The sequence below is a fragment of the Flammeovirga sp. AWQ4_249 genome (assembly GCF_056161045.1).
In genome coordinates, this window is record NZ_JBSWYJ010000007.1 from 42,574 (window position 1) to 65,615 (window position 23,042).

Annotated in this window: 19 protein-coding genes; 13 read left to right on the plus strand and 6 right to left on the minus strand. The window is 32.3% G+C overall.

The features are described 5' to 3' along the window. The first annotated feature begins 4 nt into the window (after positions 1-4). From ACXAHM_RS07695 to ACXAHM_RS07740, 10 genes are all read left to right on the plus strand, one after another. Positions 5-3,049: a GH92 family glycosyl hydrolase gene (locus ACXAHM_RS07695; RefSeq protein ID WP_474959838.1), complete on the plus strand. Its 3,045-nt coding sequence runs from the start codon at positions 5-7 to the stop codon at positions 3,047-3,049. 119 nt (positions 3,050-3,168) lie between these two features. Continuing rightward, a complete protein-coding gene (locus ACXAHM_RS07700; RefSeq protein ID WP_474959839.1) occupies positions 3,169-5,409 on the plus strand; it encodes a GH92 family glycosyl hydrolase in 2,241 nt (746 codons plus the stop codon). A gap of 107 nt (positions 5,410-5,516) precedes the next feature. Beyond that, complete coding sequence (locus ACXAHM_RS07705; RefSeq protein WP_474959840.1) at positions 5,517-6,365, plus strand: hypothetical protein; 849 nt, start codon at positions 5,517-5,519, stop codon at positions 6,363-6,365. Positions 6,366-6,428: 63 nt separating this feature from the next. Next, a complete protein-coding gene (locus ACXAHM_RS07710) occupies positions 6,429-7,598 on the plus strand; it encodes a toxin-antitoxin system YwqK family antitoxin (protein WP_474959841.1) in 1,170 nt (389 codons plus the stop codon). 69 nt (positions 7,599-7,667) lie between these two features. Continuing rightward, positions 7,668-8,342: a hypothetical protein gene (locus ACXAHM_RS07715; protein WP_474959842.1), complete on the plus strand. Its 675-nt coding sequence runs from the start codon at positions 7,668-7,670 to the stop codon at positions 8,340-8,342. Positions 8,343-8,421: 79 nt separating this feature from the next. Then, the gene (locus tag ACXAHM_RS07720) at positions 8,422-8,844 is read left to right on the plus strand and encodes a DUF4174 domain-containing protein (protein WP_474959843.1); all 423 of its coding nucleotides are present in this window, start codon (positions 8,422-8,424) and stop codon (positions 8,842-8,844) included. Between the two features lie 50 nt (positions 8,845-8,894). Further along, entirely contained in the window at positions 8,895-9,746 is an 852-nt protein-coding gene (locus ACXAHM_RS07725) for an SDR family oxidoreductase (RefSeq protein WP_474959844.1), read from the plus strand. Positions 9,747-9,903: 157 nt separating this feature from the next. Next, entirely contained in the window at positions 9,904-10,293 is a 390-nt protein-coding gene (locus ACXAHM_RS07730; RefSeq protein ID WP_474959845.1) for a hypothetical protein, read from the plus strand. 44 nt (positions 10,294-10,337) lie between these two features. After that, positions 10,338-11,057: a YqjF family protein gene (locus ACXAHM_RS07735; RefSeq protein WP_474959846.1), complete on the plus strand. Its 720-nt coding sequence runs from the start codon at positions 10,338-10,340 to the stop codon at positions 11,055-11,057. Positions 11,058-11,125: 68 nt separating this feature from the next. Then, positions 11,126-11,578: a DUF695 domain-containing protein gene (locus ACXAHM_RS07740; protein WP_474959847.1), complete on the plus strand. Its 453-nt coding sequence runs from the start codon at positions 11,126-11,128 to the stop codon at positions 11,576-11,578. 36 nt (positions 11,579-11,614) lie between these two features. Here ACXAHM_RS07740 and ACXAHM_RS07745 read toward each other — a convergent pair whose 3' ends face one another. Next, positions 11,615-12,310 (minus strand): MORN repeat-containing protein, encoded by a 696-nt coding sequence (locus ACXAHM_RS07745; protein WP_474959848.1) that lies wholly within the window; start codon positions 12,308-12,310, stop codon positions 11,615-11,617. A 103-nt stretch (positions 12,311-12,413) separates the two neighbouring features. Continuing rightward, positions 12,414-13,634 carry a DUF445 domain-containing protein gene (locus ACXAHM_RS07750; protein WP_474959849.1) on the minus strand — a complete coding sequence of 407 codons (1,221 nt, stop codon included), beginning with the start codon at positions 13,632-13,634 and terminating at the stop codon, positions 12,414-12,416. A gap of 153 nt (positions 13,635-13,787) precedes the next feature. Here ACXAHM_RS07750 and ACXAHM_RS07755 point away from each other — a divergent pair, with 153 nt between their 5' ends. Beyond that, positions 13,788-15,404: a GMC oxidoreductase gene (locus ACXAHM_RS07755; RefSeq protein ID WP_474959850.1), complete on the plus strand. Its 1,617-nt coding sequence runs from the start codon at positions 13,788-13,790 to the stop codon at positions 15,402-15,404. A gap of 62 nt (positions 15,405-15,466) precedes the next feature. Here the strand turns inward: ACXAHM_RS07755 and deoD are convergent, their stop codons facing one another. The 4 genes from deoD to ACXAHM_RS07775 form a co-directional block, all read right to left on the minus strand. Then, on the minus strand, positions 15,467-16,177 hold the full coding sequence (gene deoD, locus ACXAHM_RS07760; RefSeq protein WP_474959851.1) for a purine-nucleoside phosphorylase: 711 nt from the start codon (positions 16,175-16,177) through the stop codon (positions 15,467-15,469). Positions 16,178-16,197: 20 nt separating this feature from the next. Further along, positions 16,198-17,343: a phosphopentomutase gene (locus ACXAHM_RS07765; RefSeq protein WP_474959852.1), complete on the minus strand. Its 1,146-nt coding sequence runs from the start codon at positions 17,341-17,343 to the stop codon at positions 16,198-16,200. Between the two features lie 15 nt (positions 17,344-17,358). Then, positions 17,359-18,024 carry a deoxyribose-phosphate aldolase gene (deoC, locus tag ACXAHM_RS07770; RefSeq protein ID WP_474959853.1) on the minus strand — a complete coding sequence of 222 codons (666 nt, stop codon included), beginning with the start codon at positions 18,022-18,024 and terminating at the stop codon, positions 17,359-17,361. A 155-nt stretch (positions 18,025-18,179) separates the two neighbouring features. Then, on the minus strand, positions 18,180-19,484 hold the full coding sequence (locus ACXAHM_RS07775; RefSeq protein WP_474959854.1) for a thymidine phosphorylase: 1,305 nt from the start codon (positions 19,482-19,484) through the stop codon (positions 18,180-18,182). Positions 19,485-20,944: 1,460 nt separating this feature from the next. Between ACXAHM_RS07775 and ACXAHM_RS07780 the strand changes: the two genes are divergently transcribed. Together ACXAHM_RS07780 and ACXAHM_RS07785 are read left to right on the plus strand one after the other, a co-directional pair. Continuing rightward, a complete protein-coding gene (locus ACXAHM_RS07780) occupies positions 20,945-21,529 on the plus strand; it encodes a peptidylprolyl isomerase (protein ID WP_474959955.1) in 585 nt (194 codons plus the stop codon). A gap of 89 nt (positions 21,530-21,618) precedes the next feature. Further along, a complete protein-coding gene (locus ACXAHM_RS07785; RefSeq protein WP_474959855.1) occupies positions 21,619-23,037 on the plus strand; it encodes an SPOR domain-containing protein in 1,419 nt (472 codons plus the stop codon). Positions 23,038-23,042: the final 5 nt, after the last annotated feature.

Sequence of the window (23,042 nt, forward strand, 5' to 3'; positions counted from 1 at the left end):
TAAAATGAATCGAATTTTCATTTCTTTCTTTTGGGTACCTCTACTTTTTAGTTGTGTTTCCCATTTAAATAAAGTAGCTAGTAGCGAACAGGATGATCCTGAAATAATAGATTATACAAAATATATTGATCCTTTTATAGGTACTGGAGGTCATGGTCATACTTTTCCTGGAGCAACAGTTCCTTTTGGTATGGTACAATTAAGTCCGGATACTGGTATCCAAGGATGGGATTGGTGTTCAGGATACCACGCATCAGATTCTTCCATTATGGGATTTTCTCATACACACCTTTCAGGAACCGGTGGAGGTGATTATGGGGATATTTTACTTATGCCAACTGTTGGAGGAATTAAAATCGATGCAGGAACAAAAGAAGACCCTGATAGTGGATACAGATCACGTTTTGAACATATAAAAGAACAAGCACACCCAGGTTATTATTCAGTGTATTTAGAAGATTATAAAGTTCAAGCTGAATTAACTTCTACGACACGTGTGGGTGTACACCGTTATACTTTCCCTAATTCAAAAGCTTCTCATATTATGCTAGACCTAAAGCATGGTATTTCAGATTCACCAAGGGAAACATGGTATAAAATCAATGGGAAGAATGAGATTGTAGGATTAAGACGTTCTTCTGGATGGGCTAGAGATCAATATGTTTATTTTGTAGCTCAATTCTCTAAACCATTTAAATCCGTTGATGGTGTAAAAGAAGGAAAATTAATACAAAACGTATCGAATCTTTCTGGAACAGGTGTTAAAGCTGTGATTAATTATGAAACAGAGGTAAATGAAGAAGTAATTGTGAAAGTTGCTATTTCTGCTGTTTCAGTTGAAGGTGCGCGTAAAAATTTAGAAACAGAGGTTAAAGATTTTGATTTTGACGGAATCCATAAGCAAGCACAAGCACAATGGAATGAAAAATTATCAAAAATTGAAGTGGAAGGTGATGATAAAGTGCAGAAAACTATTTTCTATACCGCTTTATATCATACTATGATGGCTCCCAATGTATATATGGATGTAGATGGTTCATACAGAGGAATGGATCACAAAATTTATAAAGCAGATGGATTTACAAACTATACATTATTCTCACTTTGGGATACGTTTAGAGCAACACATCCTTTATACACTTTTATTGCCCCTGCTGAAAATAATGATTTCATCAAATCAATGTTAGCAAAATATCAACAGTCTGGACAATTACCTATTTGGGAACTTTCAGCAAATGAAACAGGAACGATGATTGGTTTTCATTCAGCTCCAGTCATAGCAGATGCCATGTTGAAAGGACAAACTGACTTTGATGAAGAATTAGCATATGAGGCATTAGTTGCAGCAGCAGAAGATCCAAAAAGAGGTTTAAATTGGTTTAATTCTGAAGGATATATACCAGTTGAAAAAGAATCAAATGCGGTCTCAAAGGATGTGGAATATGCTTATGATATGTGGACGGTTGCACAAGTAGCAAAACGATTAGGAAAAGAAGAAGACTATAAAAAATATATTAATAGAGCCTTAAATTATAAGCTGTTATTTGATGAAGAAACAGGGTTCATAAGAGGAAAAGATTTATATGGTAATTGGACAACACCTTTCGACCCAATGAAAATTTCTTTATTGGGTGCTGGTGATTATACAGAAGGAAATGCTTGGCATTACAATTTCTTTGCTCCACAAGATGTAAACGGTTTAATAGGTTTGCATGGTGGAGATGAAGGTTTTGTAGCTAAAATTGATGATATGTTCGTACAGGAAGCAGTCAATGATAATCACATGGCGCATGATGTTACGGGTTTAATTGGCCAATATGCTCAAGGTAACGAACCTTCTCATCATGCCATTTACTTGTACAATTATGCCGGTCAGCCATGGAAGACGCAGGCCCGTATTCGTCAGGTTATGGATGAAATGTATACTGCGAAGAGAGATGGATTATCTGGAAATGAAGATTGTGGTCAGATGTCTGCATGGTATGTATTTTCTGCGATGGGATTTTATCCTGTTAATCCAGCTAGTGGTCAATATATTATTGGTTCACCTATTTTCAAGAAAGTGACGATACATTTAAATAATGGACAAGATTTTATTATTGAAGCTCCTAATAACGATTTTAATAATATCTACATCCAACATGCTACATTAAATGGAGCTCCTTATAGCATGTCATTTATCACTCATGATGAAATTGAAACAGGCGGAACATTGTCTTTTACGATGTCAGATATCAAATCAAGATGGGCAACAGAGGTAGGTGATAGACCTGTTTCATACGCAATTGATCCATCAGAAACAGAAAAATGGTTGGTTAAAAAGGAACAAGTTTTCCGCCCCGCTATTTCTAATAAATCAGTGATTTTTAATGCATCTACTACCGTTACTCTAACAGATGTTACTCCAAATGTAAAAATCTATTATACTTTAGATGGATCAGAACCGACGACATCTTCTACTGAGTTTACAACACCTTTTACTTTGGATAAATCAACTATGGTGAAGGCAATGGCTGTCAATGATAATAATGTGTCAAGTAAAGTTTCAGAATTTGATTTCAAAAAAGCTTTTTATAACACAGGTGGAGAGTATCCAAAATTATCCTTGAATTATAAAAAACATGGGAAATATGATGCTGGAAAAGATGGTATTTTAAATGGCATTTATGGTTCTGATAACCTAAGAGATGGTAAGTGGGATGGAGTCTCCAATCAAAATTTAGAAGCAGTTGTCGATTTAGGTAAACCAGAAGAATTACATCAAATTTCAATGGGTTTCCTTGAAAATACTTCTTCTTGGATATTCTTACCAAAAGAAATTTCATTCTATGTTTCTAAAGATGGAAAAGAATATACAAAGTTAAGTACTCAAAATATTGAGATGCCTAAAGATCACCCAGTGATTAGTATCACTCGTTTCAAAACGGCTGTAGAAGGTTCTTATCAATATGTAAAAGTGGTAGCTGTTCCTTTTGATCAACTACCATCATGGCATGCAGGAGCAGGTAACAAACCTTGGATGTTTACAGATGAAATTGTGATTGAATAAAGCAAGATTTTAGAAATGAAAACCTTCTATACACTAAGTATGGGAGGTTTTTATCTTCAAATTTATAAAGATATACTACTTAAAAACTTCTGATAGTCTCAGACTTTATTTTAATTGAAATGAAAACGGTATTATTTATTTTCTCATTTTTCTTGAGTACCTCATTACTTGCTCAAGATTATACAGAATATGTCAATCCATTTATTGGAACTTCCAATTATGGTGCGACAAATCCAGGTGCAATAGCCCCAAGAGGAATGGTGTCTGTTGTTCCTTTTAATACTTCAGGCAAAGACAATAAAATGGAAAAAGATAGTGATTGGGTCTCTTTTCCTTATGCTTATGAAAATACTATCTTTACAGGTTATAGCCATGTCAATTTAAGTGGTGTAGGTTGTCCTGATTTGGGGGCTATTATTGTCATGCCTACAACAGGAGCATTAAATATTAATCCTTCTGAATATGGAACTACTTATTCAAAAGAAACTGCAAAGGCAGGGTATTATTCCAATTTCTTAGAAAAATATAATATTACAACTGAAGTAACTGCTACACAAAGGGCAGGGATAAGTAAGTTTAAATTCCCCGCTGGAAAAGCCAACTTATTACTGAACTTGGGACAAGCGCTATCAAATGAAAGTGGAGGATTAATTAAAGTTGTTGATGATCAAGAAATAGAAGGAATGCGTATGGTCGGATCTTTCTGTTATAATAATCCGAAAACTATCTATCCCGTTTATTTTGTGATGAAAGTCAATAAAGTAGCGGATAAGTCGGGCGTTTGGCAGCAACACAATAAAGTAGAAGGTATCGAAGGACAATGGATGTCTGCCTACAATGGAAAACAAAGAATAATTGAAGATGTATATTATCCCGTAATTGGTGATTCTCTAGGAGCTTTTTTCTCCTATGATTTTGAGGTAGAAACTGAAGTAGAAGTGAAGATAGGTATTTCTTATGTGAGCATTGAAAATGCAAGGGAAAACCTAGAGAGAGAGGTTTCTAATTTACCATTTAAAGAGGTTACAGAAAGAGCAAAGAATAATTGGAATGATGTACTTTCAAGAATAAAAGTTGAAGGAGGATCAGAGGATGACAAAACTGTTTTCTATACTGCTTTATACCATTCTATGATTCACCCTAATGTGATGAGTGACGTGAATGGAGAATACCCTGAAGCCAAAACGCGTAAGACTAAGAAAACAGAAGGTGAACGTTATACAGTTTTTAGTTTGTGGGACACTTATAGAAATTTACATCAATTGATGACATTGGTTTATCCAGAACAACAATTAAACATGGTCAATACAATGTTGGATATTTATGACGAAACAGGTTGGTTGCCGAAATGGGAATTGAACGGAACAGAAACATTTACAATGGTGGGTGACCCTGCAGCTATTGTTGTAGCTGATACTTATGTTCGCGGTTTAAGAGATTTTGATGAAAAGAAAGCATTAGAAGCTATTTTAAAATCTGCCTACCCAGTAGAAGGAGGAAATCCAGTTAGACCTTGTATTGATGATTACATTAAGTACGGTTACATTCCTGTTGAAGATGAATTAGATAAAAAAGTATGGGGTTCTGTTTCTACTTCATTAGAATACAATGTGGCAGATTGGAGTATAGCACAATATGCAAAAGCATTAGGAGATGAAGAAAGGTACAAGGAGTTTTATGATCGTTCGATGGGTTATAAAAAGCTTTTTGATAGGGAAACGGATTTCTTAAGACCAAGACATAAAAATGGAGATTGGTATACACCTTTTGATCCAAAAGATGGAGCTAATTTTACCCATAGTGTAGGTTATGTTGAAGGAAATGCATATCAATATAACTTAATGGTACAATACGATATTCCAGGTTTAATTAAGCAATTTGGTGGAAATAAAAGTTTTCAAAACAGATTAGACGAGATCTTTTCAACCAAACAGTTTGATATGGCAAATGAACCAGATATTGCCTATCCTTATGCTTATAATTATATAAAAGGGAAAGAGTACTTGACTCAGGACAAGGTAATTGAACTAAGAGAGCAATATTTTACAAATAAACCTGACGGAATTGCTGGAAATGATGATACAGGAACGATGTCAGCATGGGTGGTTTTCTCAATGATGGGCTTTTACCCTGATGCGCCAGCAACACCACAATATGCACTAACTACTCCTGCTTTTGATAAGGTAATTATTCAATTAGATAAAGAAGTTTGGGGTAGTGATCAATTGGTTATTCGTAAAAAAGGAGGAGAAAGCAATCATATTAATTCTATAAAGATCGATGGTAAAACGAAGAAAGGATATTTTATTACGCATGAAGAATTAATTAAAGCGAAAGAAATTATTTACACTACTAAATAAGTTTAATAAAACTTTAAAAAAGGTAAGATATTTAAAATGTCTTACCTTTTTTGTTACCTTAAACATTGATCTTACAGACTCTTTTCAAATATAGAAGCAAACTCTCAATGAAATATATTCTCATAATTCTAAATTTTTTCATAATTACTTTTAGTTCATCAGCATGTAGTTTTAAATATATTGGTGGTTTTGCTTATGCTAATCAACTAGCTGATATAGTAGTAAAAGGAGAAGTACTTAAAGAAAATTATGGAGAAAAAATTAACGGTGAACCTTATATGAATATTAAGATTCATAAAACGTTTAGAGGTTATTCAATCCAGAAAATTATAAGAGTTTTTGGCGATAATGGCGCTGCATGTAGGCCTTATCTTGGAAAATTTAAACCAGGTGAAGAATGGGTTTTTGCATTAAATTTAATGGATGATGATTATGAAATTTTAATCTGTGGTGAATTGACATTAAAGGTTGAAAATGAAATTGTTATAGGAAAAATCTTTGGCTATAATTACAATGAAAAGGAAACAACAATAAGTTTAGAAGAAATAGACAAGGTCATTATTTCACCGTTTCTTTATCCAATAAAAAGACGTTGCTATCCTAAAATTAATAAAGGAGAATACTTCCCAATTTTCTACAATACATTTAGCAATTCATCTTGTACAGCGGAGTATATAAATAATGTTGTTAATTCAGAATTATCATACGAAGGCTTATTATCATCTTTAGATTATAGGTTATTACTTCATGTAAATGTCAATTTTGATGTTAATGGAAAAATTAAGTCTATATGTATTCCTAACTTTTCTGAAAACAAAAATATTATTGAATTATCACCTTATATATATCAAATTTTTGAAAATAAACTGAACTGTTATGTAACACCAACTTACCAAAAGATGAGAAATCAACCTTGGGTAAGTTTTCCAATTTTATTATCAAAAAAATCTTTTTGAATCCATTTGATTTGAGAAAAGATAACTAACTTAGAATATGTAATAACCCTAAAGAAAAGCAATTTGAAAAATACAATACTTTTATTCATTTTATTCTTTCCCATTCATAGTTTTAGTCAATCAATAGATATTGAAAATAAAGAAACAATAATTTACACTAATGATTCTCTAATTGAAGCTAGAGGAGTAATATTGAATGGTGAAAAGCAAGGTGAATGGAAATATTATTTTAAAACTAAAGAACTTAATACACAATTATCTTCCATCATTAATTATAAAAATGGCAAACGGGATGGAAAATATATTGTCTATTACCTATCTGGTAAAGTGAAGGAAAAACGAGAGTATGTCAATGATCAATTATCAGGAGAAAATATACAATACTATTATGACGGAACTCTACAAAGCATTACACATTACCATAATGGGAGAAAAGATGGAAATTCTAAATTGTTCTATGCAAACGGAAAAATAGAAAGGACTTTTACTTATAAAAATAATAGACTTGAAGGAGAATACTTACACTATCATAAAAATGGAAAGTTAAAAGAAAGAAGATTATTAGTGAATGGAGTGGTAGTCGATACAATCACTACTTATTATGATACTGGAGTAATAGAGAGTGTATTATGTTATGAAGATGGTTTAAAAGAAGGTGATTTTAAAAAGTACTTTAAAACTGGAATTCTTGCTAAAGAGTATCAATATCAAAAAGGTAAAATTAATGGAGTTTACAAAAAGTATAATTTTGAAGGAAAATTACAGAGTATTCAGCTTTTCAAAGAGGGTTTTAAAGAGGGGAAAGCAATAAGTTATTTTACAAAAACATCTACAATCAGTTCTTTTGAATATTATCAAAGAGGAAAAAAAGAAGGGATATCAAAAAGATATTACCCATCTGGTGAATTGGAAATAGAAAGAGTTTATAAGAACGATTTTATTGAAACACATTATCATTACTCAATAGAAGGGAAGTTACAAAAAGAAGTACATTATATAGAGAAATTAAAAAAACTCATTTTGAAAGAATACAACGAAGAAGGTAAATTAATTGCTTCAGGACCAGTTACCGAAAAGTTAAAACGTTATGGGCAATGGCAACTATTTTATCAAAATGGTTCTGTTGAAAGTGAAGGTTATTTTAGAAATGGAAAAAAGGTAGGAGAATGGCTTTTCTACTCTGATGATGGAAAGGTAACAAATGAATTAAACTTTGATAAATTAACAGAATAAGAAAAGAATAAATGATTGATTTTTCTACTATATTTATATGTATAAAGCAAACTAACAATAAATATTTCTATGAATAAATCAATAGTTTTTTACTTTTTCATCTTCATATTTAACTTCTCTTGTGCAAAGAAGGAAACAAATAAAACTCAGAATTTAGATCAAAATAGTAAGGGAGAAACTCCATCAATTGTAGAGAAGGATACAGTGGTAATAACAACAGCACCTAAACTTATTGATCTTAACTTTGGGAATACTATTCTTAATCAGCGATCGATAGAAAAAATTGATTCTTTAATTGAATTGAAGGAAGGAAAAGTGGAGTATTTTGCTAAAACATATTTAGATAGCACTTTTACTCGTTATACCAAAAAAGAAGATGTTCCGAACTATGATCATCTTTATATTTTCTGGAATTATAGAGGAAATACACATTTTGCTATTGAATTATTTAATGATGAAAGTGGAGATACTGAAATTCAATATCAATATTATTTTAATAAAAAGAAGGAGACCATAAAACATATTGCACAAGCAAAATACTTCAATTGTCTAGCGAAAGATGATCTCACTATGGAAACCATCATTACAGATTTTGATTTAAATACGAGTAGTGTTTCCTCGGATACAACCTTTGAAAACTTTGAGGATAGTAAGGCTGTCAAAAATGATTGTATTAATCCTCTATCTTTTGATTTTACGATTGAATCCAATTCAACTAGTATGTATAGTAAAATAAGAGGATGAAATCTAATGTTTCATTCTCTTATTTTTTTAAACAAAGTTTTAATTCAACTGTTCTAATTTTGTATTAAAAAAAGCGGAAATGAAATACCTATTACTCCTTCTATTTTTCTATTCACCAATGCAATTATTAGAAAGTTATAAATGGAAAAATCGATTAGTTATCCTTCTATCATCTTCATTGGAAAATGAGGTTTATATGAAACAAAATGTTCTTCTTTCTGGTGAAAAAGAAGAATTGATAGATCGGAAAATTATTCTAATACATATCATAGATGATAATTACCAAATTATCGATTACAATACAAATTCTATAGAAAAGTGGAAACCATTGGATAATGAATTAAAAAGTATCGTTGATCAGGATGCCAATTTTCAAGTTATTTTATTGGGTTTAGATGGAGGTATAAAAAGAAAACAAACAGAGGTTCTTTTACCAGAAATCTTATTCAATCAGATTGATAAAATGCCAATGAGAATTTCAGAGTTGAAGGGTAGAGAATAAAGTAGTAATATAGTATATTGAAAGAAAAAAAACTTTAATCTCTGATACTTATGAAAATTGCTGTAACTGCTGCATCTGGAAAGTTAGGAACTGCTATTGTCAATGCTCTAATAAAAGAAATTGGAGCTGAAAATGTTATAGGGATTGTTCGTACTCCTGAAAATGCTAAACATCTTGGCATTGAAGTTCGAAAAGGAGATTACAACAATTTTGAAGAGTACAAAACGACTTTGAAAGGTATTGATAAAGTACTCTTGATTTCTGGAATGGATGAACCTCAGAAAAGAATTCCTCAACATAGAAATGTTATCAATGCAGCAAAAGAAAATGGGGTCAAGAAAATTGTTTATACCAGTATCATTGGAGCTAAAGAAGGAAATGCATTTAGTCCGATTGTTCAAAGTAATAGACAAACAGAACAAGATGTGAAGGATTCTGGTATGGATTGGGTAATTGGTCGAAATGGAATTTATATCGAACCTGATCTCGATTATTTAGAAACTTATAAAAATGAAGGTGAAATCCGAAATTGTGCTGCTGATGGGAAATGTATATATACAAGCAGAGGTGAACTGGGGTTTGCTTATGCTAAAATGCTAATAGAAGAGCATCATAATACGAGTACTTATAATCTAGGAGGAGAAACGATTACGCAGCAACAATTAGCTAATCGAATTAATGAGGTGTATGGTACTAATTTATCTTTTCATAATGTATCTGTAGAAGATTATACTAAAGAAAGGCAAGCTGTATTAGGAGACTTTTTAGGAGAAGTAATTGCAGGAATATATACAGGCATTAAAGATGGAAAATATAATGTAGCTTCAGATTTTAAAAAAGCAACTCAACGTGAGCATCAAAGTGTTCAAAAAATGATACTAGATTATAAACAAACAAATTAATAGTTAATTGAATTTAGAGACCAAATTAAACATCATTTTATATAGTATAATTTATGGTGTAATACTTTCATTCTTCTTCATCTTATACTACTTAACTTATACATTTTTTTATGACATATATCTTGTTTCAAAAATTTTAAAATTTTGTATTCATTTCATGATGTTTCTCTTTTTTACTATTATAGAAATGGGTCTTCATGAAACACTAAAATATCCAAAGAAGTACAAGAAAGTCCTTAAGGAAATAAGAATGATGCCCACATTTTTTATGGTCATTATTCTTTCATCTACCTTTAACTATATTACATCAAACATTAATGTAATGATTCTAGATGATAATCATCAAATTGTTCAAGCTATTGTAAATGTGGAAACTAAAGAAGGGGTTGATTTAGAGTTTTATGAATTTACTTATGAAAGTAAGGTATATAGAAAAGAAATGAACAAATTAGTAACTTATAATAATCAAGATACAATTTCAGTGATTGTTTCTAATTATACACCATATATAAGTGCACCATTATCAACATTTAATAGTGATAATTAAGATACCAATTTTGAATTTACCCCACATCCTAAAGAATTATTTTAATGATGACAACAAACAAACTTTTACAACATACTCATCATCGGCCTTGGGATTTATCAAATAAAAAATGGCAGTATTATCAGGAATGGAATAAGGCCGTCTTTTTACATTGGGAAGTAGAGGTGTCTGAATTAAGAAAATTCGTTCCAAAAGAACTAGAAATAGACTTATTTGAGCATAAAGCGTATGTGTCTTTGGTGTCTTTTAAAATGGAAAAAATACGACCTAGATTATTACCTGCATTTCCTCCTATTTCTAATTTCGGTGAAATCAATATTAGAACTTACGTTAAGTATAAAGGAAAAACAGGTGTTTACTTTTTAAGTATAGAAGGAGGAAAGTGGCTTTCTTGTAAGTTGGCAAAAGCGATGTCAGAATTACCTTATCGTTATTCTAAAATGAAACAAAAAAGCCAATGTCATGAATCTAAAAATGATAATTTTTCTGATCGCTTTACTATTGATTTTGAAATTGGTGAGAAGGTATTCAACAAGACTCCTTTAGATCTTTGGTTAACGGAGCGTTATGTTTTATTTCAAAATGGGAAAAATGGAATTAATGCATTTGAAATTCATCATTTGGAATGGCCTGTCCAACAACTTAATATTAATACTCTAGAAGTAGATTACAAACGATTTTCATCTCTATTAAACAATACACCTGTAAAAGTCCATTATTCAAAAGGTGTTCAAGTAATAGCTTGGGGAAAGGAAATTTATTAACTTATTGGATATTTACAGCTAAACCTTATTCTTTAACATAGCAAACAAATCATTTAAGCTAATTTTTTATGATAACAGGATATTTATTTACAATTCCCGAAGAAGATTATAACGTTTTTAATTTTAATCAAAACGAGAGAATAGGCGTTGCAATGATCAATAAAAATCTCAGAGGGTTTGAACCAAGAGATGTTTTTAGTTGGCATTGTTCATTAACAATTTACTTGGAGGATTGTAATGATAAAGACCTTCCTACTAAAGACGAAGTAAAAGTCATCAATGAATTCTGTGATTTTTTAGATAGAAATATAAAAGGTCCTTACAAAAGACGACCAAATGCTGTCTTTTTAGGAAGAGTTACTTGGAATAAAACACGAGAGATAATCTGGAGAGTTAACGACCCAGAAGAGGTGCATGATTTTTTACAAAGAGTAATTGCACACAACCGAAATGACCGTGAATTTGATTTTAGTATTGAAGATGATCCAAACTGGTATAAAACGGAATGGCATCTTAGGTAATAAAAAAGGGATAGCATTTAAACTATCCCTTTTCCATTATAACGAATGTTGAGATTCGGAGATTTTGGTTTTGTTTTCTTTTTCATCAAAAACTTTATTTAACTCTCCATTGACCCAATATCCATCAATGATTTTATCTTTTGTAATCAATTGGCCTTTTCCATTTTTGAGATCTTTTTTAAAGTTGCCCTCAAAAACATCCCCATTGGCATAATTGATTTTTCCTTTTCCTTTTTTCTTTCCCTTTTTGAAGTTTCCAGTGTAAATGTCTTTATTCTTATAAGTATAAACACCTTTTCCCTCAGGAAGACCGTGATAGAAAGTTCCTAGGTAATGATCTCCATTAGCATAATCAATTTGACCGGGACCTTCCATATTATCATTGATAAATTGCCCTTCATATCGATTACCATTGGCCCAAAGCATTACGCCTTGTCCTTCTAACAAGTTAGATTTGAAATCACCATAATATATAGAACCATCAGCCCATGTAAGTTTACCTTTACCTTCCATGTTACCATAAATAAAGTCACCTTCGTAGATATTTTCTCCAAAGATAAATACACCTTTACCCATTGGATAACCATTAATAAAGTCTCCTTCGTACGAATCCTGATTTTTATATACTTTCTTTCCTTTACCATTTTCACAGTCACCAGTCACACATTGTGCTTGTGTCATCAATGATACTAAAAGTAAGGCACTTGTAATAAACGTTTGTAATGTCTTCATAGTCATTCTATACATTTAAAAACAAAGGTGCAAAATATAAATAGTAATCCTTTACTTCGTTTGCAAACGTTAGAACTGTGTTAAATACTTTAACGTTTGTAACTTACTGAAAGAGAAGTGCATATTGAGCAAAACCAGCAGCACCACCTAATATTGCACCAACGACAATAAGGATCCACTCATCTTCTTGGAAGGCAGGACGAAGAAGAGCTTCAAAGTCTTCATAAGGAAGTTCTTCAATCTTTTTTTGGATATTATTTTTTAAGTCAAAAACTTTATCGGCATAAGGAAATGCATCTCTTAAACAGATGTGAAATTCAGCCATAAAAGTAAAATGAGCTATATTTTTTATGATGCTTAAATGTTTCTGAACGATTGTATCTGTTGTAAAATTACTGACTAGGTCTTTTACCTCATCATAGGCCTCATCGACTACTTCACCGATTCTATTTTGAAATATCTTCGATAGAATGCTTTTTCCAGTATTTTGTAATGCATATCTAAACAAACGCTCTGTAGTAAGAATTTCAGTAGTAATCAAAGACGCATATTCTTCAGCAACTGTTTCTTGACGTTGTAAAAATAAACCTTGAAATTTCATCCCAAGAAGATAGATAGGTTCTTTGGGTTCAAAAATTAGTTTTAAAGCAAGCCAATTTGTCGCATATCCTACTAATAAACCAAATAGAGGTAATATCCACCAAGGGTTATAAAAATAGGCGACAATCATTTGAATTAAGCCAAAAAGAAAACCAAAATATAAACCAGATCGCTCTATAAATTTAAATTCATCTTTACCACATTTCATAAAAATTTCATTCAATAGCGCGGGATGAGTTGCGACTGTATCTAGTGTTAGTTTTTTAAGGTCTAACATGTCGCGAATATTAGCCCCCATATCAATCAAAACTTTTTCAGTAGCATTCGGAATGCGGTTTTCTATATTTTCATAAATGCTAGACTTAAGTGTTTCTGGAGCATTTTCCCAAAAAAAAGGCATTTCTGATTGCATCACCAAATCCACTGTTTTTTTGGAAACGGCATTGATACTATCTTTCATTTCTGAGTTAACGATGTCAGGATCCAGCATGGCAAACTGTTCTTCAATTTTGATCAGTTTTGCTGTAAGAAGGTCTACAGATTTTGAAGCAATCTTAGTGGATTTGGCAGGGATAATACCTTGCCAACCAAAAGGTTTAATACCTTTAAAATGAATTGGATAAAACATCATTTTAATGGCAGCCCAATTGGTGAACCATCCAACAAAACCACTTATTAAAGGGATAGAAAGATATAGAAGTATGTCGTTAAGTGATAGATGCATGATGCAAAAGTAATAAAATAATACAATTTGATTCTTTGCAGAACAAAAACTTCATTTTCAAGTTAAAATTAAATATATTTAAATGTGAAATGAACACTCATTCAATTATATTAAGATTAAAAGAAATTTCTACTAACACCTTGAAACAACATTATGAACAATAAACAATATGACTATATCGTAATTGGCTCTGGATTTGGAGGCAGTGTATCCGCTATGCGTTTGGCCGAAAAAGGGTATAGTGTTTTGGTGATTGAAAAAGGAAAGAGATTAAAGGAAAAAGACTTACCAAAAACAGACTGGAATATTCGTAAATTTTTATGGGCTCCACTTTTGAAGTGTTTTGGGCCCCAAAATCTTACTTTTTTCAAAGAAGTGTTCATTTTAGGTGGAGTGGGTGTTGGAGGAGGAAGTAATGTTTACGGAAACACACATATGTATCCTCAAGATCATTTCTTCGAAAATAAGGCATGGAGTCATCTAAATAATGACTGGAAAGCTACATTAAAGCCATTTTATGATAAAGCCCGTTTTATGCTAGGAACAATTCCTTTTACAGATATGCAAGAAGAGGATCATATCTTAGAAGAGATCGCAAATGAAATGGGAAAAAAGGAATCATTTGGTGGTGTAAATGTTGGAGTATATTATGAAGGAGAAGATGATGTTGATCCTTATTTTAATGGTCTAGGGCCGAAAAGGAATGCTTGTAAAAAGTGTTCTGCATGTATGTTAGGATGTCAACATAATTCAAAAAATACGTTAGAGAAGAACTATCTTTATTTTGCGGAGAAATTTGGTGCTGAAATATTACCTGAGACAAAAGTAAATGGTATCGAAAAAACAGATGAAGGCTATACATTACATATTGAAAATAGCACATCTTTATTTTTAAAAAATAAAAGAACATTAAATGCTAAAGGCATTGTAGTGAGTGCCGGTGTAATCGGTACAATGAAACTTTTATTAAAAGAAAAGTTTGAGACGGGGCGATTAAGTCAGCTTTCTAAATTTCTAGGTTTTAGTATTAGAACAAATTCAGAAATGTTATGCGGCATCTCTAATGCTGATCGAAAATTAAATCATGGTTTAGCCATTAGTTCTTATTTTAATCCAGATGACAATACGCATATAGAAGTCGTGAAGTACAATGATAAATCTGGTGCCATGGGTAGAATGTCATCTTTAGCGACAGGTCCAGCTAGGACAGGAGTTAGATTTGCAAAATTATTAGGGAATATCATTACACATCCTATACAGTTTTTAAGAACGACCTTCTCTTTTCATAATTGGGGAAGAAATTCAATTATTCTACTGGTAATGCAATCGTTGGAGGAAAGTATGACAATGCAATGGAGTAAGGGTTTATTTGGTGGGAAATTAAAATTTGACCCCAAAAATAGTTTTGCAGTACCTGCTTACATTGATATAGGACAAAAAGTGTTACATAAGTTTGCTAAGAAAGTGAATGGTGTCCCTCTAAATGCAGGTTCTGAGATACTATTAAATACACCTATGACTGCTCATATCTTAGGTGGTTGTAAAATGGGAGTGGATGCTGAAGAAGGAGTGGTGAATAATAAATTTGAAGTACATAACTATCCAAATATGTATATTTTAGATGGTTCCATTATACCTTGTAATCTTGGAGTGAATCCAAGTCTTACCATCACTTCTTTAAGCGAATATGCCATGTCACATATTCCTGATAAAGAAGGGAATAGAAATGTTCCATTAGATGAACAGATGAATCAATTACAAGAGGGGTAATATTAAAAAGGTCAGTGAAGATGAACTCCACTGACCTTTGTTTATTGAAAAGAAAAGTAAGATTACTTTCCGTCAATTGCGGTTTCTAATGCGATTTCCATCATATCAGTAAAAGTATTCTGACGGTCTTCAGCACTAAGTTCTTCACCTGTTACTAAAGAGTCACTTACTGTTAAGATAGTTAATGCATGAGCATTGAATTGAGCAGCTATAGTGTAAAGCGCAGTTGTTTCCATTTCAACAGCTAAAACACCATATTTTGCCCATTTTTTCCACTCATCTGCATCATCCCCATAGAATGTATCTGAAGAAAGTACATTACCGTTATATGGCGTAATACCTTTTGCTTTAGCTACTTCATTCGCTTTAGCGATCATTTCAAAATCAGCAGCAGGAGAGTAGTCTTTACCACCAAAACGATTTTGATTAAAAGAGGAGTCTGTAGACGCTGACATTGCAAATATTAAGTCTCTTGGTTTAATATGCGGCTGCATAGCACCACAGCTACCTACTCGAATTAACTTACGAACACCAAATTCTGTAACTAATTCGTGAGCATAAATACCAATAGAAGGGATACCCATACCTGAACCTTGAACGGAAATTTTATGTCCTTTATATGTTCCTGTATAACCTAACATTCCACGAACGTTATTGTATTGAACAGGATTCTCAAGGTAATTTTCAGCAATATATTTCGCACGAAGTGGATCACCTGGCATTAATACTACATCAGCGATATCTCCTGGCTTAGCACCAATATGAATACTCATTATATTTCTATTTTTAATTTTTATAAAATCATTGAAGCAAAACTACCTGTTGCTGTAGTTTTTCCTAAAAGAACATCCTCAATCGTAGTTCCGATATCAGCAAAAGTAGATCTGAAGCCAATATTAACAGGCTTCACTCTTTTACCGTATACCAAAATTGGAATATGTTCTCTTGTATGATCAGTCCCTTTAAAGATAGGGTCATTACCATGATCAGCAGTAATGATTAATAAATCATCATCACCCATAGCTGCAGTAATTTCTGGTAATCGTTGATCAAAATACTCTAAGGCATCTCTGTACCCGATAAGATCACGTCTATGACCATAAAGCATATCAAAGTCAACAAGGTTTGTAAAGATTAAACCTTCGTTGTCTTGCTTGAGGAATTCGATAGTTTTATCAATTCCTTCGGCATTGCTTTTTGTATAGGTATGCTCTGTAAAACCTTTACCAGCATAAATATCAAAGATTTTACCAACACCAATACTATCCTTTCCAGCCTCCTTGATTCTAGACAACATATTGTCACTAGGCTCTAATGAGTAATCATGACGATTGGAAGTACGTTGGTAATCACCATTACTTCCAACAAATGGACGAGCAATGACTCTACCTACATTCAATTGCTCACGTGCAATCTTACAGTATTTATATAAATCCTCTAAAGGTACTACATCTTCATGTGCGGCAATTTGAAAAACAGAATCCGCAGATGTATAAATGATCAATTTACCTGTCGCAACATGTTCATCACCTAATTCATTGATGATAGCTGTACCTGAAGCAACTTTATTACCAATTGTACCTTTTCCTGTCGCTTTCTCAAAAGCATCCATGATGTCTTGCGGGAATCCATTCGGATAAGTAGGAAATGGCTCGGCTAATATTTGACCTGCAATTTCCCAGTGACCAGTTGTAGTATCTTTTCCTTTAGAGATTTCTTTTGCTTTACCATAAGCCGCAGAAGTTGTACCCATTGGAGGAAGACCATATAATGGAGCGATATTACCTAAGCCCATCTCATGCATGTTTGGAATATCTAAACCAGCACTATCAGCAATGTGACCTAAAGTATTTGCTCCTCTATCACCGTATTCATCAGCATCAGCACTGAAGCCAATCCCAACACTGTCCAATACGATTAAGGTAACTCTTTTAATCATAATCTTTATTTGATTTTAGTAGCTTCCTTCATCAGCAACGCCACCTTGTACTAATTTGATTCCACTAGATGTACCCAAACGAGTAACACCCATATCAATATATTTTTTCGCTGTTTCGAAATCACGAACACCGCCACTCGCTTTTAATTGAGCTTTTCCAGCCACAGCATCTTTCATGATTTGAATATCCTCAAAAGTTGCTCCGCCAGTACCAAAACCAGTAGATGTTTTAACGAAATCAGCATTAGCATTTACGGATAACTCAGATGCTTTTTTGATTTGCTCTTTTGTTAAGTAACAAGTTTCTAAGATTACTTTAAGAACTCTATCGCCACAAACTTTTTTAAGTTCAGCGATTTCATTTTGAACGTAATCATAATCACCGTCGATCATTTTACCAGTGTTGATGACCATATCGATTTCATCAGCACCATTTTCAATTGCTGATTTAGTTTCAAAAATTTTAGAAGCAGTATCCATTTGACCTAATGGAAAACCGACTACAGAGCAGACTGCAACATCAGAACCTTCTAATTCTTTCTTCACTAGAGGAACATAGCCTGAATTAACACAACAAGAGAAGAAATTATGCTCTTTTGCTTCATTACATAGTTGAACAATTTGAGATTCAGTAGCATTTGCTGCTAAAAGAGTGTGGTCGATGTATTTTGCAATACTCATAAGAATTTTATTTTTGTTTATATGCAATTATAAGTTGCAAATTAATGATTATGGTTAAATTATATGTGTAGAAATCTTAATTATTGAACCCCTTTTATAATTATTAAGAACGTTAATAAATATAGTCCAATAACAGACGTTGTAAGCACAATTTATTATTGTATATCTAAAATAACTTTAGGTATTTCAATTTTCTTATTGGTAATAACAAAAGCACTTTCTAGCAATTGAGTAGCTTCTTTGAACTTCTCATTATCTTCTCTGTAATATAGAGTTGCTAAAGTATCACCTTCAAAAACTTCATCACCTACTTTTTTATTCAATACAAGTCCCACTGCATGATCAATTGTATCCTCTTTCGTTTCTCTACCAGCACCTAACATCATTGCAGAAATACCTACCTTTTCAGCCGCTAGTGATTGTACAAATCCTGCTTTTGTTGCCTTTAGATCTAAACGGAAAGGCGCTGAAAGGAATTTATCTGGATTTTCAATATACGATGGATCACCACCACAATCTTCCACAAAATCACGTAAGACTTTTACAGCTTCACCAGACTGAATCTTTTTCATAGCTAACTGTATTCCTTCTTCAACATCAACTACATCTCCCTTTTGGAAAAGAGCTAATCCTGTAATAGTAGCTATTAATTCTTCAAAATCTTTTGGCCCTTCACCTTTTAATGATTGAATTGCTTCATAGATCTCTAGACCGTTACCTACGGCATTACCCAATGGTTGTTCCATACCACTAAGGACAACTTTAACCGTTCTGCCAAATAAATCACCAATGTTTTTCATGATATTGGCTAATGTTTGAGCATCCTCTAAAGTCTTCATGAATGCACCATCTCCAACTTTTACGTCTAATATAATACCATCACTTCTTACAGCAAGCTTCTTACTCATGATACTTGATGCAATTAATGGGAAACTACTTACAGTTCCAGTTACATCACGTAGAGCATATAATTTTTTATCCAATGGAACAATATTATCCGTTTGTCCCATGATTCCTACACCAGTATGTTCAATACTTTTGACCATTTCCTCTTCTGAGGCAGGGAATTTAAAACCTGGAATAGAATCAAATTTATCCAACGTGCCACCTGTGTGCCCTAAGCCTTTGCCAGACATTTTTGCAGTTCCAATTCCGAACGTAGCTAACAATGGAGCAAGGGCAATGGATGTTTTGTCGCCAACACCACCGGTACTATGCTTGTCAATAAGGAATCTAGAAACACCTTTCAATTCAATCAGATGACCAGAATCCCTCATAGTTTGCGTCAAGGTCTTTAATTCGTCATCTGTCAACCCATTCAAATATACAGCCATTAAAAAAGCTGACATTTGATAATCCGTAGTTTTACCTTCTAAGTAACTTGTCAAGAAGAATTGTAATTCCTCATCCGACAATTTTATTCCATCTCTTTTTTTTATAATGATATCTACAGCTCTCATATAAATCTTATTTTGATATCAGACTTTATTTTGGTTTCTTTAATCTGTTTTAACTTTAATCAATATATATGTCAAAGCATAAATTACTTTTCATCTTCCATATACTAATAGCAACTTTATTTAGTTGTACACAAAATGAGAACCTTAAAGAAGAAAAAATAATTCACTTTGCTAATAAATTTAAAGATCAGCAAATTAGAGAGATATATGACCTTAGGGACGATAGAAATGCAGAAGCTTTGATAAAATTATTGGAGAAAAGTTCTCCGAATTACCAAAAAGAAATTCTAGTTGCTTTAGGGTCGGTCCAAGATACAATTGCTATTGAAACTTGCAAAACAATTTTACAAGGAGATTACCCTGCTGATATAAAGAGAGCTGCTGATTTTGCATTAGGACAAATTGGAAGCCCTGTACTTAATGATTTAATCATTGAACACATTGTTAATTCAGAGGAGAAATCAGAAGTTTTAGAAATTCTATTTGAAACTTTAGGGAAATGTGCCAATGAAAGAGCGGTTATTGTCATGGCGCATTTTAATACGGATGACGAAAAAGTAAAAAAAGGTATTGTTAAAGGTTTATACAGAGCTTTAACTATAAAAGGCATGCAATCGTATGATGCTGCAGAACAGGTAATGCGAATTTTTACATCCACTAAAGACCCGGAAACTAGAGAATATTGTAGTGCTTATTTTATGCGAATGGATTCAAAAGATATGGTTGAAACGTTTAATTCAAATATCTTTGATCATGCAAGAAGAGATTCTTCTGAAGATGTAAGAGCTAATTTTACATACGCTATTGGGGTTTTCTCTAAAGGAAATGGTAGTGCAACGGCTTTAAAGAAAATTCTAGAAAATGAAAAATCTCCTAAAGTACTCACTAATGCTATTCTAGCAACTGAAAAAGTAAAATATAAGGGTGTAATTCAAAAAACAATTTCTTTTTTAAAGCACCCAAATCCAAGAGTTTCATCGAGTGCTGCTAAAGTCATTTATGGTAAATTAGGATGGAAGAGTTCTGGTGATGTTTATACTATTGCTCAAAAGATTAAGAATAAAAATACTAGAGCTATTGCCCTAAAAGCAGTAATAGAAGAAAGAAAAAAACAACCTGATGTGTATAATTATACATTAGGGCTATATAAAAACAGTACTTCAGTGTATGAAAAATGCCTTTTATTGGAAGCATTAAATGAATCTTACTTGGTAGAAGATTTAGTGTATCACGAATGGAAAAATAATCAGAGTATTCCATTAAAAACAAAAACTCTTGAATTGTTGACAGGTAATTATGAGAATAAACGTCACCTAAAAAAAGAAAGTAAAGAAAACTTACAAGCTATTTTAACCAATGCAGTTGAATCTAAAGATGTTGGCCAAGTATATACTGCTTGTCTTTTTATGCAATCTGAATCGAATTCTAAATTAAAAGAGTATTTTCCTCCAGTTTCTCTGATGGAGAAAACAAAAAAAGAACTTTCACTTCCGTTGCAAGTTGAAGCATATATTGAATTAGAAAAAACGATAGCATATTTACAAGGTTATACATACGATGGGAATACTATTCCTAAAAATAATGTAGGTGTAAATTGGGAAGCTATTGGAGATATCAAACAAAACCATAAGGCAACTATTAGTACAGTTAAAGGTGATATTGATATACAATTAAAAGTAGAAGAGGCTCCAGCAACAGTTGCTATGTTTGTGGAACTTTCTAAAAAAGGATTCTATGATTCTTTATATTTTCATAGAGTAGTACCTAATTTTGTAGTTCAAGGTGGAGATCCAAGAGGAGATGGTTTTGGAGGTTTAGATACAACTATACCTTCAGAATTTTCATATTTAAAATATAAGACGGGTTCACTAGGTATTGCTTCCGCTGGAAAAGATACAGAATCTTGTCAGTTCTTTATGACAGAGGTGGCTACACATCACCTTGATGGTAGATATACAATTTTTGCTGAAGTAACACAAGGATTGGATATTATGAATACTCTTGAATATGGTGACCAAATTCTAAAAATTACCATTGAGAATTAAATATAAGCGTGATGAACACATAAAAAATTCACGAAAAATTATAAATTTACAAACGTGTATATATACTATCTAAATTAGATTCAGAACAAATGATTTTTAGGTTTAATTATTTACAACTTCTGTTTTTACTATCAATTTTATTTTTAGGAAATTCATGTGGTGTTGAACAATTCGATGAGGAAAAGCCTTTTTCAATTAAAATAGCATCCTTTCGTGAGTATGATGATGCTGAGCGAACTTTTGATCGAATAGAAGAATTAGGACTAAGTCCTTATATTATTTCTCAGACTTCTAATGAAAATGGGAAATGGTATCAAATTATGATTGGTTGTGAAAAATCGCTTGAAGATATCCTATCTGTAAAAATGAATATTGAAGATGATTACAGATTAACTGGTCTTGAAATTCAAAATTACAATAAGATCAATAAAGAACTTTTCCCTATCGATAACGATGAGATTGAAAATTATCCCGTAACATGGCCAAGTTTGGACCTTGTTGCTCAGTTACCATTTTCGAATAGTCATAGTTTAAAAGAACTAAAGTCGCTACATTATTATCAAGACATTAATCATAGATCCAATAGGATTAGCAAAGACATAAAATTTGATTTACCGAGAGGACTATCAATTAGACTATTTCAAAAGAATGTAGAGGAAATAGTAGAAGCACGTTACTTTGATCCTTTGTATAAAGACGAAGTCGTTGTTCACCTTTTGAAACTAAAAGAAAAACATAAGCTTGGGGATTCAGTTGCTGAGTCAATTGCAGATAAGATTTTGAACTCAAAAAGGTATAACGTTAAAAAAATGGAAGTTTTTGAGAGTCAAAATAATTGGGAAATGAAAGGCTATACCGTTACAATCAATCCTAGAGAATTGAGAAGTTACGTAGTTCAAGAAAGTGCTTCAGGGCTTATCATTGCATTAATTCAGTCTTCTCGAAATGATATCAATCTTTTAAAAGGTTTTGCGAAAAAAATAGGTGAAGATGAATCTATCGAAATGTATAATTCTTTCGGAAGGATATTAGGTGCTTTACCCGATAATATTGGTTCAACTGAACGCCTTGTTGCTTTAAATTTCGAATCTAAAAAAAGTTTAAGAGGAAAAACAGCTTTATTAGAGCTAGATGAAACTAAGGCGGATATCCTATTTAATGATTCTGCTAAAGGAAATATTGTTTTTCAATTTGAAAACTTTAATGATCAAACAGTAATAGACAAAATTTTCAGCAAAAGATATTCGACATATATCAATGATGATAATGTTGAAAAACTATTAATGGGAAATCGAGACGCATTTATTCATAAAATAAGAAGACGTAATCCTGAAACTCGTCGAATTGCAATGATGGCAGAATCTATCATTTTCCAAAATGATCATATTATCGGTAAAGTTTCAAATTATAAAGATGGCGTTTATTCAGATGCTGAGTTAATTAATAAATTATCTTCGCTAAGATTAGGAGATGATTTTAAGATTTCTGAATCTGAAAATGTATTATAAATAAT